The sequence below is a fragment of the Amycolatopsis sp. CA-211722 genome (genome assembly GCF_056828465.1).
The window spans coordinates 4568485-4584193 of sequence record NZ_CP184752.1 but is presented as its reverse complement, the minus strand read 5'-3'; the positions used below and the strand labels follow the sequence as shown (position 1 = coordinate 4584193).

18 protein-coding genes are annotated in these 15709 nt (G+C 70.6%); 9 read left to right on the top strand and 9 right to left on the bottom strand.

What is annotated here, in order from left to right:
• The first annotated feature begins 107 nt into the window (after positions 1-107).
• A complete protein-coding gene (locus tag ACOCEP_RS22165; RefSeq protein ID WP_482330902.1) occupies positions 108-1037 on the top strand; it encodes a ferritin-like domain-containing protein in 930 nt (309 codons plus the stop codon).
• Between the two features lie 87 nt (positions 1038-1124).
• Here ACOCEP_RS22165 and ACOCEP_RS22160 read toward each other — a convergent pair whose 3' ends face one another.
• From ACOCEP_RS22160 to ACOCEP_RS22140, 5 genes are all read right to left on the bottom strand, one after another.
• Positions 1125-1745, bottom strand: a complete 621-nt coding sequence (locus tag ACOCEP_RS22160; protein ID WP_482330901.1) for a hypothetical protein — start codon at positions 1743-1745, stop codon at positions 1125-1127.
• An 88-nt stretch (positions 1746-1833) separates the two neighbouring features.
• Entirely contained in the window at positions 1834-2853 is a 1020-nt protein-coding gene (locus tag ACOCEP_RS22155; protein ID WP_482330899.1) for an aminotransferase class V-fold PLP-dependent enzyme, read from the bottom strand.
• A 10-nt stretch (positions 2854-2863) separates the two neighbouring features.
• On the bottom strand, positions 2864-3625 hold the full coding sequence (locus ACOCEP_RS22150) for an isocitrate lyase/PEP mutase family protein (protein ID WP_482330898.1): 762 nt from the start codon (positions 3623-3625) through the stop codon (positions 2864-2866).
• Positions 3626-3848: 223 nt separating this feature from the next.
• Positions 3849-5354 carry a PH domain-containing protein gene (locus tag ACOCEP_RS22145; protein ID WP_482330897.1) on the bottom strand — a complete coding sequence of 502 codons (1506 nt, stop codon included), beginning with the start codon at positions 5352-5354 and terminating at the stop codon, positions 3849-3851.
• Entirely contained in the window at positions 5351-5893 is a 543-nt protein-coding gene (locus ACOCEP_RS22140) for a PH domain-containing protein (protein WP_482330896.1), read from the bottom strand. Before ACOCEP_RS22140 ends, ACOCEP_RS22145 begins: the two co-directional genes overlap by 4 nt.
• 55 nt (positions 5894-5948) lie before the next feature.
• Here ACOCEP_RS22140 and ACOCEP_RS22135 point away from each other — a divergent pair, with 55 nt between their 5' ends.
• Positions 5949-6566, top strand: a complete 618-nt coding sequence (locus ACOCEP_RS22135) for a TetR/AcrR family transcriptional regulator (RefSeq protein WP_482330895.1) — start codon at positions 5949-5951, stop codon at positions 6564-6566.
• On the opposite strand, the gene ACOCEP_RS22130 is transcribed toward ACOCEP_RS22135, so the two are convergent.
• Genes ACOCEP_RS22130 through ACOCEP_RS22115 form a run of 4 tightly spaced genes read right to left on the bottom strand, consistent with a single transcriptional unit; the run spans position 6551 to position 9838 of the window.
• Positions 6551-6913 carry a winged helix-turn-helix transcriptional regulator gene (locus ACOCEP_RS22130; protein ID WP_016332590.1) on the bottom strand — a complete coding sequence of 121 codons (363 nt, stop codon included), beginning with the start codon at positions 6911-6913 and terminating at the stop codon, positions 6551-6553. The two genes, ACOCEP_RS22135 and ACOCEP_RS22130, sit on opposite strands and share 16 nt — an antisense overlap.
• Before the next feature lie 35 nt (positions 6914-6948).
• Positions 6949-7530 carry a TetR/AcrR family transcriptional regulator gene (locus tag ACOCEP_RS22125; protein WP_482339790.1) on the bottom strand — a complete coding sequence of 194 codons (582 nt, stop codon included), beginning with the start codon at positions 7528-7530 and terminating at the stop codon, positions 6949-6951.
• A 51-nt stretch (positions 7531-7581) separates the two neighbouring features.
• Entirely contained in the window at positions 7582-8019 is a 438-nt protein-coding gene (locus tag ACOCEP_RS22120) for an SRPBCC family protein (RefSeq protein ID WP_482330893.1), read from the bottom strand.
• Positions 8020-8047: 28 nt separating this feature from the next.
• Positions 8048-9838 (bottom strand): CocE/NonD family hydrolase, encoded by a 1791-nt coding sequence (locus tag ACOCEP_RS22115; RefSeq protein ID WP_482330892.1) that lies wholly within the window; start codon positions 9836-9838, stop codon positions 8048-8050.
• 73 nt (positions 9839-9911) lie between these two features.
• On the opposite strand from ACOCEP_RS22115, the gene ACOCEP_RS22110 reads away from it, so the two are divergent.
• From ACOCEP_RS22110 to ACOCEP_RS22080, 7 genes are all read left to right on the top strand, one after another.
• The gene (locus ACOCEP_RS22110; RefSeq protein ID WP_482330891.1) at positions 9912-10280 is read left to right on the top strand and encodes a hypothetical protein; all 369 of its coding nucleotides are present in this window, start codon (positions 9912-9914) and stop codon (positions 10278-10280) included.
• Positions 10277-10441, top strand: a complete 165-nt coding sequence (locus tag ACOCEP_RS22105) for a hypothetical protein (protein WP_482330890.1) — start codon at positions 10277-10279, stop codon at positions 10439-10441. The genes ACOCEP_RS22110 and ACOCEP_RS22105 overlap by 4 nt, the downstream gene beginning before the upstream one ends.
• 12 nt (positions 10442-10453) lie before the next feature.
• Entirely contained in the window at positions 10454-11143 is a 690-nt protein-coding gene (locus tag ACOCEP_RS22100; RefSeq protein WP_482330889.1) for a winged helix-turn-helix domain-containing protein, read from the top strand.
• Positions 11140-12489, top strand: coding sequence for a HAMP domain-containing sensor histidine kinase (locus tag ACOCEP_RS22095; RefSeq protein WP_482330888.1), 1350 nt, complete (start codon positions 11140-11142; stop codon positions 12487-12489). Before ACOCEP_RS22100 ends, ACOCEP_RS22095 begins: the two co-directional genes overlap by 4 nt.
• A 4-nt stretch (positions 12490-12493) precedes the next feature.
• Complete coding sequence (locus tag ACOCEP_RS22090; RefSeq protein ID WP_482330887.1) at positions 12494-13402, top strand: LysR family transcriptional regulator; 909 nt, start codon at positions 12494-12496, stop codon at positions 13400-13402.
• 373 nt (positions 13403-13775) lie between these two features.
• On the top strand, positions 13776-14933 hold the full coding sequence (locus ACOCEP_RS22085; protein ID WP_482330885.1) for a CaiB/BaiF CoA transferase family protein: 1158 nt from the start codon (positions 13776-13778) through the stop codon (positions 14931-14933).
• A gap of 10 nt (positions 14934-14943) precedes the next feature.
• Complete coding sequence (locus ACOCEP_RS22080; protein WP_482330884.1) at positions 14944-15708, top strand: crotonase/enoyl-CoA hydratase family protein; 765 nt, start codon at positions 14944-14946, stop codon at positions 15706-15708.
• Position 15709 lies beyond the last annotated feature (1 nt).

Genomic DNA, 15709 nt, shown 5'->3' with positions numbered 1-15709 from the left:
GACCCGGCGGCGTGGATCCGGGTTCGGTAGTGGACCAGCTTATCCGGTCACCCCCGCGTGACGCGCGAGCGGCGGCCCCGCGCGGGGTACTGGCAGGATGGGGCGGCGTGACCGGAAGATCGACAGAGCCGAGCCGTCGCACTTTCCTGCGGATGGGAGCGCTGGCCGCGCTGGCCGTGCCGCTGGCGTCCGCCTGCTCCCCCGGCTTCGACGAAACCCCCGACCCGCTGGGCCCGCTCCTGCGCGCGGCGGAGACCGACGCGGCCGGCGCGAAGGCGCTGGGAGCCGAGGGCGAAGCGGTCGCGACCGCGCGGGCCGCGCACGCGGCGGCGCTCAAGACCGAGGTGGACCGGCTCAACCGGCCGAAGCCGGAGCAGCCGGGCCCGGCGGCGCTGCCGCCGCCGTCGTCGCTGGACGGGCTCAAGGAACGGCTCGCCACGGCGCGGAAACAGGCCGAGGGTCTCGTGCCGTCACTGCCCCGCTATCGCGCCGGGATGGTCGCCTCGGTGGCGGCGGGCTGCGCGGCGCTGCAGCAGAGTTCGGAGAAGCTGGGCCGCGGTGACGAAGCCGGAGCCGTCGAGGTGCCCGCCGGGGTCCAGCTCGGCGGGGAGACGGCCGAGGCCGTCCAGCAGGCGCTGGCCGCCGAACACGCGGCGATCTGGGTGTACGGGCTGGTCAGCGCGTACCTGCCGGCGGCGTTCGGCGGCGCGGTGAACCGGGGTACAGCCGAGCACGTCAAACGGCGTGACGTCTGCGAACGCATGCTTTCCGCGGCGGGCCAGACCCCCACCGGCCCGGAGGCCGCGTACGTGCCGCCGAGGCCGGTGACCGAGGCGAACTCGGCGATGGAGCTGGTGGCGACCGCCGAGGCGGACGCGACCTCGGCCTGGCTCGGCGTGATCGACCGGACGGACGACGCGGCCCTGCGGACGACGGCGCTGAACGCCCTGATCGGGTCGGCGCGGCGGGGCACGGCGTGGCGGGCGGAGTTCGGCGCGAAGCCGGTGGCGATCGCGATGCCGGGCCAGTCGGCCTGAGCTGAAGGGGACTTTCCCCGCATGTGATGCGACGAAAGCGCCCTTCACCGCGTGAGACGCGGTGAAGGACGCTTTCAGCCCACAGGGTCAGCGCCGCAGGTCGCCCGAGAGCCGCAGGGCGTCGGTCGCGATCCGCTCGATCAGCTGCTTGTCGGTCTGCTTGTTGTAGAAACCGGCCAGCACGATGGCGACCTCCGGCCCGGTGACGTGGGAGTCGTAGGCCGCGTCCTGCCCGGAGATCTTCGGGGCGCCCTGGTCCTTGAAGGTCCCGTCACGCACCAGGTCGGACACGTTGCCCGTGCCGTCCTTGTCGGTCAGCGTTTTGAGCTGGGTCGCGGTGACCTCGCCGGGCATGGTGACCAGGACGACGGAGACCAGTGCCTTCTTCCCGCCGGTCTCGGTCGTGTACAGCGCCCGGGAGAGGCGTGTGCACGGCGTGTCGGTGAAGAACTTCTTGGTGTCGCCGTAGGCCTTGCTCGCGCAGTCGGAGGTGACCTGCGGTCCTTCGACCAGCGTGTACTGGAATTGGCCGCTCTTCGACGGCGTGTCCGCGACCGGGGTGGGCTCCGGCTCGTGCCGGATGAGCCACCAGAGCAGGGCCGACACGACCGCGATGGCGACCAGTCCGGCACCCTTCAGCGCCAGGGCCTTGGTGTCCCTCGGCGGATTCGGCGCGGGCGGCGGCCCGCCCGGCCCTGCCGGTCGCACCGGCTGAAGCCGGGCCGTTTCCGTCGGTCCCGGGGTAAATTGCGCACCAACCACGGGAACATACGGTAGTTCACGCCGGTCCGGCGGTTCACCTGAACGTGCTTATCACCCGTTCGACGTCGTCGGCCGTGTTGTAGAGATGGAAGCCGAAGCGCTGCCGTCCGGCCCGGGTACCGGCCACGATGCCCGCTTCCCGCACCCGGTGGGCGTCCGCGTCGAGGGAGACGATCGCGCTCCCCTGACCGGGTGAGCCGAGCGCTTCGAGGAGTGAGTCGGCGAGCCCCACGCAATGCGCGCGGACGGCGGCGAGGTCCAGCGACGCGAGGTAGTCCAGCGACGCCGCCGCGCCGACGAACGCGAGCCAGGCCGGGGACAGGTCGAGCGAGCGGGCGCCCTCGGCGAGCCGCAACGGGAGGCCGTAGACGGTCTGCCAGCGGTCCTCCCCCGCGTACCAGTTCGCGGCGACCGGCACGGCCCGCTCCAGCACCCGCGGATGCGCGGCCAGCCACGCCGCCCCGCGCGGCGCGAGGAGCCATTTGTATCCGGCGGCGACCACCCAGTCGGCCCAGCCGAGGTCCAGTGGTTGCCAGCCGGCGGCCTGGGTGGCGTCGAGCAGGACCGCGGCGCCGGCCGCCTCGGCCGCGGCCCGGAGCGCCTCCAGGTCGGCCTGGGCGCCGTCGGCCGACTGGACGACGCTGACCGCCACGAGGTCATGCCCCTCCACGCGGTCGGCCAGCTCCGCCAGCGGGACTTCGGTGACCTTCACCCCGCGGTGCGCTTGGGCCGCGAACGGGAAGGTGACGCTCGTGAAGTCGTTCGCGGCGGCCAGCACGCTGGCGCCGTCGGGCAGGCCCGCGGCCACGTTCGCGATCAGCTGCGAGACGGACGCCCCGACCGCGACCCGTTCCGCGGGGACTCCGATGAGCGCGCCGAACCCCGCCCTGGTCCGCGCGACGGGCTCGTCGAAGTCCGTCGGGCGGGCTTCACCGCGGCGCCACCGCTCGACCGCCTCCGCCACGGCGTCGGCCACGTGCGACGGCGGGATGCCGATACTGGGCGTGTTCAGATAGCCGGGCGGGGCGGCGAATTCGGCTCCGAAGGTCTGCATGGTCCCGAGATTAATGAGATTCGGGGAGCAGGGCGGCGACGTCGGCGTACGACGGCGGGATCAGTGGGAGCTCGCCGCCGTCGCGAACCGCCTCCACCGAGCGCAGCGTGGCGGCGAGCGCCATCCGGTACGGCAGCGAACCGAGACTGACCCGCGCGACGCCGAGCCCGGCCAGTCCGTCGGCGGTGACCTTGCCGGGCAGGTACAGCAGGTTCACCGGCACCTCGACGGCCTCCACCAGCCGCTCGACGTCCGCGGGCTCGGCGAGCCCCGGTACGAACACCCCGTCGGCGCCCGCGTCCACATAGGACAGACAGCGGCCGATCGCGGTGCCGATGTCGGGCTCCCCCAGCCAATGCGTGTCCGTGCGTGCGTTGACGAAGAGCCCGGGAGCGCGCTCCTTCGCCGCCGCGATCTTGGCCGCGTGCCGCACGGGGTCGCCCAGTGCGTCTTCGAGGTTGATGCCCACGACACCGGCTTCGGCGAGCTCCGCCGCCAGCGCGCCGACCTCGCCCGGGTCTTCGCTGAATCCGTCGGCGAGGTCGACGCTGATCAGCGCGTCCAGCCCGGTGAGGCGCCGCGCCAGCCGGACGGTGGCGTCCTTCGAGGACGGGGCGCCGTCCGGCTCGCCCTCGGCGGCCGATACGCCGAGGCTGGTCGTGCCGAGCGCCGGGAAGCCTTGGGCGGCGAGGAAGGCGGCCGCGCCGAACTCCCAGACGTTCGGCAGGAGCAGAGGGGAACCGGGGACGTGCAGGGCGGCGAAGGCGGTCATGGCACGACGGTAGCCAGTGGACGCTTCGGTGACGGCCGAAGTGTCACCCCGGATGCGCATGTCGCGAAAGCCACTTTCGGGACGCCAGATGTCCCGAAAGTGGCTTTCGCGACATCCGGCACGGCCTGACCGGCCGCGCGCCCCGCGACGTTGCGAAAGCCACTTTCGCAACGTTGAAGGTTGCGAAAGTGGCTTTCGCAACACCACCGCCGGCCCCGAAGCGTCAGGCCCGTTCCAGGAAGGGCGTCAGCAGCTCCGGCACCGACTCCTCCGCGAACAGCAACCCCTGCTCCTCCCCCGCGTCGTACACCGAGTACGCCCCGGCACCGGCGGCCGTGGTCGCCACGACGGTCAGCAATCCCTTGCGGCGCTGGAAGATCGACTGTTTCACCGTCCAGCCGATCACGCCTTCGCGTTCCAGCGCGAACGTGCTCCGCCGCACGGTCCCGTGCCGCCCGACGAGGTACCGGCCGGTGATCCCGTGCCCGAGGTTGCGATAGGCGTCCAGCGCCAGCAGCACCGACACCGGCAGCAGCACGACACCGAGCGCGGCCCCGATCACCAGCAGGACGTCGGTCAGCAGGAAGCCGAGGAGCGCGAAGATCGCCAGCAGCACCACCACCGAACCGATCCACCAGCGCAGCAGCCGTCCCCGCGCGGCGCGCGGATGCCCGGTGAGCCGGACGGCTTCGGTCGGCGAGACCGGTTCGCGCAGGACCGACGCGGCGACCCGGTTGGCCGTCGCGACGGGCGCGGCCGGCAGCAGCGTGTGGTAGTCGGTCTTGTCCTTGTCGGCGCTCTGCCGCATTCCGGTGGCGATCGCGTCGACCCGCGCCGCGCCCGAGATCCGGTTCCCGAGCGGTTCGACGAGGTCGATGCCGCGCATCCGGCGTTCCTCGATCGAGATCGACCGCGTGGTGAACAGGCCCCGGCGCACCCGCAGCGTGCCGCCGGGTTCGCGGTCGAGCCGGTAGTTCCACCACATCTCGACCCACAGGCCCAGCGCGCCGACCAGGCCGACGACCATCGCGATCGCCAGCAGGATCAGGATGGCCACCACCAGCGGGATACCGCGGAACAGCCCGATCACCCAGTCGATCAGGCCCTTCTGCAGGCCCGCCCATTCGGAGACCTGCATCAGGCCGCCACCCGCGGCGAGCCCCAGCGTCGGCGTGACGAACGACATCGGCGCGTACCGGATCCAGCTCCGGTCGAGTCCGGCGAGCGGCGCGTCTTCGTCGGTCTCCGCGATTTCCGCGCGGCGCAACAGATCCGCGCGCAACCGCTCGGCCTCGGCGCGGGACACCGGGTTGAGCTTGATCCGGCCCTGCCCGCCCGATTCCTGCGACCCGGTGCCGATCGTCACCACCGCGACACCGAACAGCCGGTGCAGCGGGTTCGCCGTCAGGTCGACGTTGCGGATCCGGTCCCGCTGAAGGGATTTCCGCGACCGGAAGACCAGGGTGAACGCCGTCTCCAGCCGGTCCGGCGTGACCCGGTACCGCACGCCCTTCCAGTAGAACAGTTCCGCCAGCACGCCGCCGCCGACGAGCACCACCGCGCCGGCGGCGACCCAGGCGAGCGCGACCCAGAAGCTCGCGCCGCCGCCCACGATCGCGAGCGTGGTCGGGATCGCGGCACCGACGGCCGCGCCGGCCATCATCACCGCGGTGACGGCGAGCGTCCGCTTGTCGAGCGTGTTCCAGCCCTCGAACTCGCCCGAGGTCATGTCGCGTCCCCAGGCGTCGCCTGCGTCGTTTCGGTGAGCTGCTCCGCCAGGCTCGCGGCCAGTTCGTGGTCGAGCCCGCGGATCTTGACCGCGCCCCGCGCCGACGCCGTGGTGACCGTGACGGTCGCGAGCTCGAACACCTGCTGCAGCGGGCCGCGCAGGGTGTCCACGGTCTGGATCCGCGACATCGGCGCGACGCGCCACTCCTGCCAGAAGAACCCGGAACGCGCGTAGACCGCCGTCTCCGTGACCTCCCAGCGATGCACCTTGAACCACCACAGCGGCATCGCGATCACCCACACCAGGCCCAGTACCGCGAACACCGCCGCCGGTGTCAGCAGCCAGAACCGCGCGGGCGCGATGAGCAGCCCGAGCACCACCAGTACCAGCACCGGCGCACCCCAGAAGAGCGTTCCCTGCAGCCGCCACCAGCCCACGACCCGCTGATCCAGCGCGTTCCGCGGCGGCCTCAGCCGCACCTTCCCCCGTTCGGCTTCCACCGAAATCACCCCCGACGAATGTTTACAATGCGATCGCATCGTAATAGCGTCGGACAGTAGTGGCAATGCGATCGCATGGCAAACAGCGGGACGGATGGTGAGGGTGCCGAAGCAGGTGGATCACGCGGCGCGGCGCGCGGAGATCGCCGAGGCGCTGACGAGGCTGACGGCCAAGCGGGGCCTCGAAGGAGTCAGCCTCCGGCACGTCGCAGCCGAAGCGGGCATGTCGATGGGCTTGGTGCAGCACTACTTCAAGACCAAGGACGAGATGCTGCTGTTCGCCGTCGAACGCCGCTCACAGGTCTACGAAGAGCGCATCAAGGCCCAGCTGGAGGCCGGCGAACTGCCGTCGACCCCCAGGGCCATCATCCGCGCGATCATGGTCGAGATCCTGCCGCTCGACGAACGCCGCCGCGGCGATTGGCTGATGGGGGTCGCGTTCTTCATCCGCGCGATCTCCGATCCGTCGTTCGCGGCCGCGTTCACCGACGGCGTCCCCCAGTTGTTCGAACTGTTCGCCCTGCTGATCCGCCAGGGACAGGAGGCGGGCGATGTCGACAAGTCGGCCGACCCGATGCACGAATCCGCGATCCTTTGGGCGCTCGCCGATTCCCAGGGCACCAACATCGTGATGAAGCACCGCACACCGGACGAAGCACTGTCCACTGTGGACTACCAGCTCGGCAGGCTGTTCGGTCAGGCGGTGAGCTGACCGTCGTAGTTCTTGCGCGCGTCGAGCACTTCGCCCATGTGGACGCGAGCCCACTTGTCGAGCATCTCGAGCGGTTCGGCGAGGTTGCGGCCGAGCGCGGTCAGCTCGTACTCGACGTGCGGCGGGATCTCCGGGTACGCGGTGCGCGTCAGGATGCCGTCCCGGACGAGGCTGCGCAGCGTCTGGGTGAGGACCTTCTGCGAGATACCGCGCACGCGTTTCCCGATCTCGGTGAACCGGAGCGGGCCGTCGCCGAGCACGCCGACGATCAGCACGGTCCACTGATCGCCGATGCGGTCGAGCAGCGCGCGGGTGGGGCAGTCGGGATCGTACGGGTTTCCGAGCACGTGACCTCCTCACTCTCCTCGGGAGAGTAACACGCCTAGCGAGAGGGGGCGGGCTGCATCAGCGCCTCGAACAGCAGGATCAGATGACGACGGCCGCGTTCCCAGCGCGCCTCCAGTTCGGCCTGGTCACGGGTCGCCCAGCTGGCGATGAGAATGCCGCGGACGACGTCCATCGCCGTGTACACCGCGTGCAGGAACTCCGGATGCGCCGAATGGTCCGGCAGCAGCGCCTTGCCGAAGTCGACCAGGCTGCTCGTCGCGATCGGCTCGACCACGGCCATCTGGGCGCGCAGTTCCGCGTCGGTCCGCGACGCCACCCACAGCTCCACCGTCGCCGAGAAGACCGGCCCCTGGTGCATCTCCCACAACAGCTGCAACGCGTCCCCGACCGGGTCCGCCGACGCCTTGAGCCGGTCGATCTCCGCCATCGCGACCTCGGTGCGCTTGGCCGCGAGATGCCGGATCGCGGAGGTGACGAGGTCGGTCTTGGTCGGGAAATGGTGCACCTGCGCACCCCTGGTCACCCCGGCGCGATCCGCGACGCGGGTGGTCGTGGTGCCCGCGTAGCCGTATTCGACGAGACAGTCGATCGTGGCGTCGAGCAGCCTGACGCGCATCGCGGCGCTGCGTTCCTCCTGGGTGCGTCGTGGGGCTGCCATGCGCCTACTTTATGGTGCGCCGCGCGAGGCGCGCGCCACGAGGCTCTCGACCATGCGCCCGATGAAGTGGCCGAGGAACCGGCGATGGAACCAGCCGGTGCCCGGGATCTCGGCGGTGAACGTGGAATGCCAGTGGATCGCGGTGCCGTTCCGCTCGGGGGTGAGGTCGACGTAGGCGCGGTAGTCGCGCAGTGGGAGCCCCTTCTTCAGGGCGTAGCCGAAGCGCTTGCCGGGTTGGAGCGCGATGACCTCTTCACAGCTGTGGACGCCGTTGGTACTGAAGACGCCGACGGCGCCGAGACCGTTCTCGTCCCCCTTCCGAAGCAGGCGGAACGAGCCCACGGGCGACCAGTCGGGCCAACGCTCGCGGTCCACGAGGAGCGCGTAGACGGCTTCGGGGCTCGCGCTCGTGTGGCCGTGGACGGAAATGCGCTGGATCTTCGCCATAGGTACTCCTTGTCTCGCGTTAAGAGGACTAAACGCGAGCGGTGACCGGCACCGAAAGCGAAGTCCCGCCCAGTTCGAAGGTCACCCGGGAGCCGAGAGCGGGCAGCGCCGGGTCGAACATGTCCCCGTCGGTCCCGCCCAGGACGAGCGCCAGCCGGTGCCCCGCCGGGACGACGTGGTCGAGACTGCTCAGCCGGAACGTCATCGTGTACGCCTTGCCGGGCACGAGCGGTTCGCCCCGCCAGAGCGAGCGGTGATGGCCGAGGTCGGCCCAGCCGGTCGCGACGATCCGTTCGTCCACAGTGGTCAGATCGGCGACGGTGTCGAGGAAGCAGCCGGTGTCCGCGGCGGTGCCCGCGCCCCAGCAGGAGCGGGTCGTCAGGTCCTTGGTGCCGAGCGCCGGCCACTTCGTGTTCCGCACGGTCGCGGGGCCGTAGTCGACCAGCACCGCGCCGATCCGTGCGGCGGGCTTGTCCGAGCGGGCGGTCACCGTGACGGTGGCGGTCCCGGCGACGCGCGTGTCCGTCCGCACGGGTTCATCTGCGAAAACGAGCCGATCCGGGCGCGGCTCCGACGGGTTCTCCACCCACTGCGACGCCCCGCGCGCCGGGTCGTCGGTCACCGTGGCCGTGCCTGGCGACGGGCGATTCCCCAGCCCGTTCTCGGTGGGCCACAGGATTCGTGACCGGGTGGCGGGCGGCCAGCGGCGTTCGTCGGTCCAGCGATCCGGGGTGTGCTCGATCCGGATCGCGGGTTCGGTCTCGACGCCGTTGCGGACGCCGAGCAGCCAGCGGTCGAACCAGCGGTGCAGCGTCCGCACGAACCCCGACCGGTCGAGGTCGAACGGGTCGACGTGCGCCGCCTGGTGCAGCCACGCCTTGCGCGGCACCCCATACGCGTTCAGCGCCTCCCACCACGGCCCGAACTGGATCGGGTTGACGTTGAGGTCGTGGAAGCCCATCGACGCGAAAACGCTCGCCCGCACCTTTCCGGTCTTCGCGACGTAGTCGAGCCCGCGCCAGTAGCCGTTGAAGTTCCCGTCCGTCCCCGCGCGCCGCGCGTTGTCCTCTTCGAACGGACGGCACAGCTTCTCGGCGCGCTCGTTGTAGAACCCGGGGCCGCCCGCCCAGCCGAAGTAGGCGCCGTGGGAGTTGTGGACCTCGTAGTACGAACTGACGCCCGCGATCGGCACGATGGTCTTCAACCCTTCGATCCCGGACGCGGCCATGCCGATCGCCGTCGCCCCGTCCTGCGACTTCCCGATCGCCCCGACCGATCCGTTCGCCCACTCCGCCCGCGCGCGTTCGGGCCCGAAGGGCGTGCGAAAGGCCTGCGCGCGTCCGTTGAGCCAGTTCACGACGCCCGTGCCGGACGCGACGTCGTCGAAGCAGCCGGAAGAGCGATTGGTGCCCCCGACGTCGACCAGCACGACCGCGTACCCGCGCGGGACGAAGTAGTTGTCGTAGAACAGCGGGAACTGCGACGGCGTGCCGTCGGGGAGGTACGTCTTCGGCTGGCGCTCATTGCCCCGGCCGACCTTCTCGAAGTACGGGCTGACGTCCATGATCACCGGAACGCGCTGCCCGCGGGCTGCCGGTTCCGCCGGGCGGATGATGTCGGCGGCGACGCGATCGACCTGCCCGTCGCGGTCGAGGTCCTGGCCTGTCTCCACCCAGGCGGTCTCCCGGATGGCCTTCTCGTAGGAGAACACCGGCTCGCTGACGCCGTCACGCAGGACGAACGCGGGTGACGCGACGGCGGGCGCGGCGGTCAGCAACAGTGTCGCCACGACGGTGGCGGTCAAGGTCTTGAGCCCCATCGTCCGAGTATCGCTTACACAACCCGAACATTTCCCCCACATTCCTCGTATCCGGCCGCGCGACGCTCTTCGCATGCTGAAACACACCATCGCCGCCGGACTCGTCGCGGCCGGTCTCGTCGCGCTCGCCCCCGCCGCCTCGGCCCAGACACCGATCACGCGGAGCCCCGAAGAATCCCAGACGTTGTGCGCCGAATGGCTGCCGAAGCTCACGCAGCGCACCGCGAATCTCACCGAACGCGTCAACGGTGGCCCCGAAGTCCGCGGATCGGTGGCGAATCTCAAGGCCAGGGCCGAGGGCCAGCGCAAGAAGGGCCACAACGAGGCCGCCGACAAGCTGCAGAAGCGCGCCGACAAGCGCAACGCCAGGTTGCCCGAGCTCACCACGGCGAAGCAGAAGCTCGACGCGTTCGCGAACGCGCACTGCAAGGCGGGCAAGTGAAACGGCTCCTGGCTGCCGGTTCGATCGCGTTCGCGCTGTTCGGCACGGCCGCGTGCGGTGACGACGAGCCCGCGTCCAGCCCGGCGCCAGGACAGCTGAGCGACGTCCAGCACACCCTGGACTCGATCGAGCGGGACATGGCCGGCGACCCCGCCCCGTGACAGGATCGGCCGGTGACGACACAACCGGGACGCGGGCTGGTACTGGTCGTCGAGGACGACCCCGCGATCGCCGAACTCGCCTCGCTGTACCTGCGGCGGGACGGGTTCGGCGTGCACGTGGAGGCGGACGGCGGCGCGGCACCGGCCACGATCCGGCGGCTGCGCCCGGTCGCGATCGTGCTCGACATCGGACTGTCCGGAATGGACGGTATCGAGATCTGCCGCACGCTGCGCGCGGACGGCGACTGGACGCCGGTGCTGTTCGTGACCGCGCGCGACGACGAACTGGATCGCTTGCTGGGCCTGGAGATCGGTGCCGACGACTACCTGACGAAACCGTTTAGCCCGCGTGAGCTCTCGGCGCGGGTCCGGACCGTCCTGCGCCGCGCCGCCGGAGCGCCTTCGCCCGCCGAGACCTACACGGCGGGCGGCGTGCGCGTCGACGTCACCCAGCGCCGCGTCTGGGCCGAAGACACCGAGATCGCGCTGACGTCGACCGAGTTCGAGCTGCTCACCCATCTGGTGCGGCGACCCGGCCAGGTGTTCAGCCGCGAGCAGTTGCTCAGCGCCGTCTGGGGTTACGCGGCGTCGGCCGGCACGCGGACCGTCGACGTCCACATCGCCCAGCTGCGCGGGAAACTGGGCGAGCACAGTCCGATCAGGACGGTCCGCGGGATCGGCTACGCGGCGGACGCCGGATGAACCGGACCTCGCTCGCGCTGCGGATCACCGTGGTGTGCCTGGCGATCGCCGCCGTCGCGGTGGTGGTCGCCGGGCTGGTCGCGGCCCGGCTCATCCGCACCGCCGGCACCGACGTGCTCCGGCAGTCGCTTTCGGCGCAGGCCGACGTGGTCGCGAGCCAGCTCGACGAGACCGGCATCGGCAACCGGCTCCGCGTCGGGAAGGCCGCGGAAGTCGTTCGGGGGCAAGGGATCGACGTCGTCGTCCGGCGTCCGAACGGGACGGTCGACGGCGACGGGACGATCGCGGCGATCGCCGCCGCCGAAACGGGGTTCGCGCGCTCGGGCACGGTGGTCGTCGAAGGCGGGCGATATCTGGTCGAAGCTCGCGCGGTGGGCGCGCGAGGTGCCGCGTTCGCGCTGGTCCAGTCGACGGAGATCGGCGAGGCGCGCGGCAGGACACTGGTGCGCAACATCGTGCTCGCGCTCGGCGCCGGGCTGGCGGTCGCCGCGGTCGCCGGGCTGCTGCTGAGCCGGATGCTGTCGCGGCCGCTGCGCCGGGCCGCGTCGGTGGCGGGCGGGATGCGGTCCGGACGTCGTGACCTGCGCGTTCCGGTCGAAGGGCCGTCCGAGGTCGCGGACGTGGCGAAATCGGTCAACGAGCTGGCCGACGCCCTGCAGTACAGCGAGGCGCGGCAGCGCGAGTTCCTGCTTTCGGTGTCGCACGAGCTGCGGACGCCGCTGACCGCCGTCACGGGATTCGCCGAGGCGATCGGGGACGGCGTGGCCGAAGGCGAGGACGCACGCCGCGCCGGACAGACCATCCATCGCGAGGCGGAACGACTGGAACGCCTGGTCAGCGACCTGCTGGAACTGGCCCGGCTCGGCGCCGACGAGTTCCGCCTCGACCCGGTGCGCCTCGATCTCGCGGCGCTGGTCGACGAATGCGCGGACGTCTGGCGGCTGCGCTGCGCGCGGCAGGACGTCACGCTGGTGGTCGAGCGGCCACCCGGCGACGTCGCAGTCGTCGCCGATCCGCGGCGGCTCCGCCAGGTCGTCGACGGGCTGGCCGAAAACGCCCTGCGGGTGACCCCGGCGGGCGCGCCGATGGTGTTCTCGCTGACGGTGGCGGGCGGGCAGGCCCGGCTGGCGGTGCGGGACGGCGGGCCCGGCCTGGCACCGGAGGACTACCCGGTCGCGTTCGAGCGCGGGGTGCTCAACCAGCGGTATCGCGACAGCCGCCCAGTGGGTTCGGGGATCGGGCTGGCGCTGGCGCACGGCCTGGTCACCCGGATGGGCGGGACGCTGACGGCGGGTCCGGCGCCCGAAGGCGGGGCCGCGTTCACGGTGACTCTGCGGTTAGGGTGAGTACGTGGAGATGTTGCACCTGCGGTATTTCGTGGCCGTCGCCGAGGAACTGAACTTCTCCCAGGCGGCCCGCGGACTGCATATGGCCGCCTCCCCGCTGAGCCAGCGCATCAAGGATCTCGAACACGAACTGGGCCACCGGCTGTTCGACCGCAGCACGCACCACGTCACGCTCACGGCGGCGGGCTCGGCGCTGCTGCCGATCGCGCGGGAGATCCTCGACCAGGTCAACTCGATCCCCTGGCGGCTGCAGGAAGCGGTGAAACCCCGGCGGAGCACCGTGTTCATCGGCATCCCCGCCGGTGTGCACCCGGCCCTGCGCGAACGGGTCAAACGCCTCGAAGAACGTTGCCGCGACCGGTTCGAAGTCAAACGCTGGCCGGGCACGACCCCCGATCTGGTCGCCGCGGTGCACCAGGGGAAGCTGGCGTTGTCGCTGGTCCGGATGCCGGTCACCGATCCCGCGCTGGAGATCGTCCCGGTGCAGGTGGAGCGGCTCGGCGCCGTCGTCCCGTCCGCGAGGTTCGCCGGACGGGACACCGTCACCCTCGCCGAATTGAGCGATCTGTCCTATATCCCGTCCGCCTCGGAAAGCATTCCGGCCTATTCGGACGATATGGACCACACTCTGTCGAAAGCGGGTGTCAGGAAAAGGCTCAAAGTCGGCGGAACCGAATATTCGGGCATTTCCGAGCTGGTGGCGAACGGTTCGTCGTTCTCCATCACGATGCTCGATCCGGCCAGCCCGATGCACCTGTTCCTCGTCGACGGCGCCACCATCCTCCCGTTCTCGGATTTCCGGCCGCAGCTGGAGACCGCTTTGGTCTGGCGACGGGACCGGGCCGAGGAGGGCGACCTCGCCGAACTGGCGGCCGGGGTGCGCGAGATCTTCGCCGAACCGCTTTCGACCTGATCGAGACCCCCGCGGCAGCCTGACGGGAAGACGGTGTTGCGAAAGCCACTTTCGCAACGTTGAAGGTTGCGAAAGTGGCTTTCGCAACACCCCCAGCGACACGCGGAGATGGACAGCCCGCACCGCACGGGATCCCCGATGTCGCGAAAGCCACTTTCAGGACATCCAACGTCCCGAAAGTGGCTTTCGCGACACCCGAGACCGGCACGCGGACAGCCAGGACAGAACGAAACGGCGCCCACTCGAGAGCGCAGGCTCCCCAAGAATGGTATGACCACCGCGGTCATACCATTCTTCGTTTCTTGATCATTCCCTTTCCCGTAATTCGCGCCTAATTTCGATGGTAGAGCGAACAACGGCGAAGGGAAAGCAAATGACTCAAACCGCCACCGGCCCGCTGAACGGCGTTCGCGTGATCGACCTCTCGACCGTGGTCATGGGCCCGTACGCCGCGCAGATCCTCGGCGACCTCGGCGCCGACGTGATCAAGATCGAGTCCCCCGCCGACACCGTGCGGGTGGGCAAGTTCCGGACGACACCGGGGATGACCGCGCTCAACCTGAACGTGAACCGCAACAAGCGCAGTGTCGCCCTCGACCTCAAGGACGAAGAGGAACGCGAGAAGGCGCTCAAGCTGATCGACACCGCCGACGTGCTGATCACCAACATGCGCCCCGGCGCACTGGGCAGGCTCGGCATGCATTATGCCGACCTCGCCGCGCGCAACCCCGGCCTGGTCTACGCCCACGCGCAAGGGTTCCGCGGCGACTCCGATCGCGCCGGGCACGCCGCCTACGACGAGACGGTGCAGGCGTCGTCCGGGCTGGTCGACGTCGCGAACCGCGCGCTGGGCAAGCCGGTCTACCTGCCGACGATCATCGGCGACAAGGTCTCCTCCCTGACCATCGCCTACACCGTGCTCGCCGCGCTGGTGCACCGCGACCGGACCGGCGAGGGCCAGCGGGTCGAGATCCCGATGACCGACACGCTGATCGCGTTCAACCTCGTCGAGCACCTCGCCGGGCACGTCTTCGAGCCCGCCGAGGGACCGACCGGCTTCGGCCCGTCGATGAACCCCGGCCACCAGGCGGTGCGCACCAAGGACGGCATGGCCTGCGTGATCCCGTACAACCCGCGGAACTTCCGCGACTTCTTCCACGCCGCCGGGCGGCCGGAACTGGCCGAGGACCCGCGGGTCAACGGTGACGCGATCGACGGCGCCGACCACGAGGCGCTGGCCGCGATGATCGCCGAATGCGCCCCGGCGCTGACCACCGCGGAATGGACCGAGGTCTGCGCGAAGCACAGCATCCCGATGGCGCCCGTCCTCGAACTCGACCACGCGCAGGACGACGAGTACGTCCGCGACGGCCACCTGCTCGACGTCGTCGAGCACCCGAGCGAGGGCTCGATCCGCACCATCGGCATCCCGGTGAAGTTCTCCGCGACCCCCGGTTCCGTCCGGCGCCTGGCTCCCCTGCCGGGTCAGGACACCGAAGAGGTTCTGCGCGAACTCGCCACCACCCGCTGAGGAAGAGACCATGAGCACCGAAGTACGGACAGAGAAGGTCGGCGGCACGCTGCTGATCACGATCGACCGGCCATCGGCCCGCAACGCGGTGAACGCCGCCGTCGCGGCGGGCCTGGCCGAGGCGCTGGACCTGCTGGAATCCGATCCCACGCTGCGGGCCGGAGTCCTGACCGGCGCGGACGGCTCGTTCAGCGCCGGGATGGACCTCAAAGCGGCGCTGAAGGGCGAATCGCCCGAGATCCCCGGCCGCGGGTTCGGCGGGCTGACCGAGGCCGAACCGTCGAAGCCCCTGATCGCGGCCGTCGAAGGCTGGGCGATGGGTGGCGGATTCGAGCTGGCGCTCGGCTGTGACCTGATCGTCGCCGCCGAGGACGCGAAGTTCGGCCTGCCCGAGGTGAAGCGTGGGCTGATCGCCGCCGGCGGCGGGGTGATCCGGCTGCCGAAGCGGATCCCGCACCACCTGGCGATGGAGTTCCTGCTCACCGGCGAACCGATCGGCGCCGAGCGCGCCGGAAGCCTGGGCCTGGTGAACCGGGTCGTGCCGAGCGGCGAGGCCGCCGCGGTCGCGCTGCAACTGGCCGAACAGATCGCCGCCAATGCTCCCCTGGCGCTGGCCCTGGTCAAGAAGATCGTCCGCGCCGCCGACGGCGTCCCCGACGCGCAAGCGTTTGCCACCCAGCGGTCGGAGCTTCCGGCGCTGATGAACTCGGCCGACGTCGGCGAAGGCATGCGAGCCTTCGCCGAGCGCCGCGCTCCACAGTGGACTGGAGAGTGAG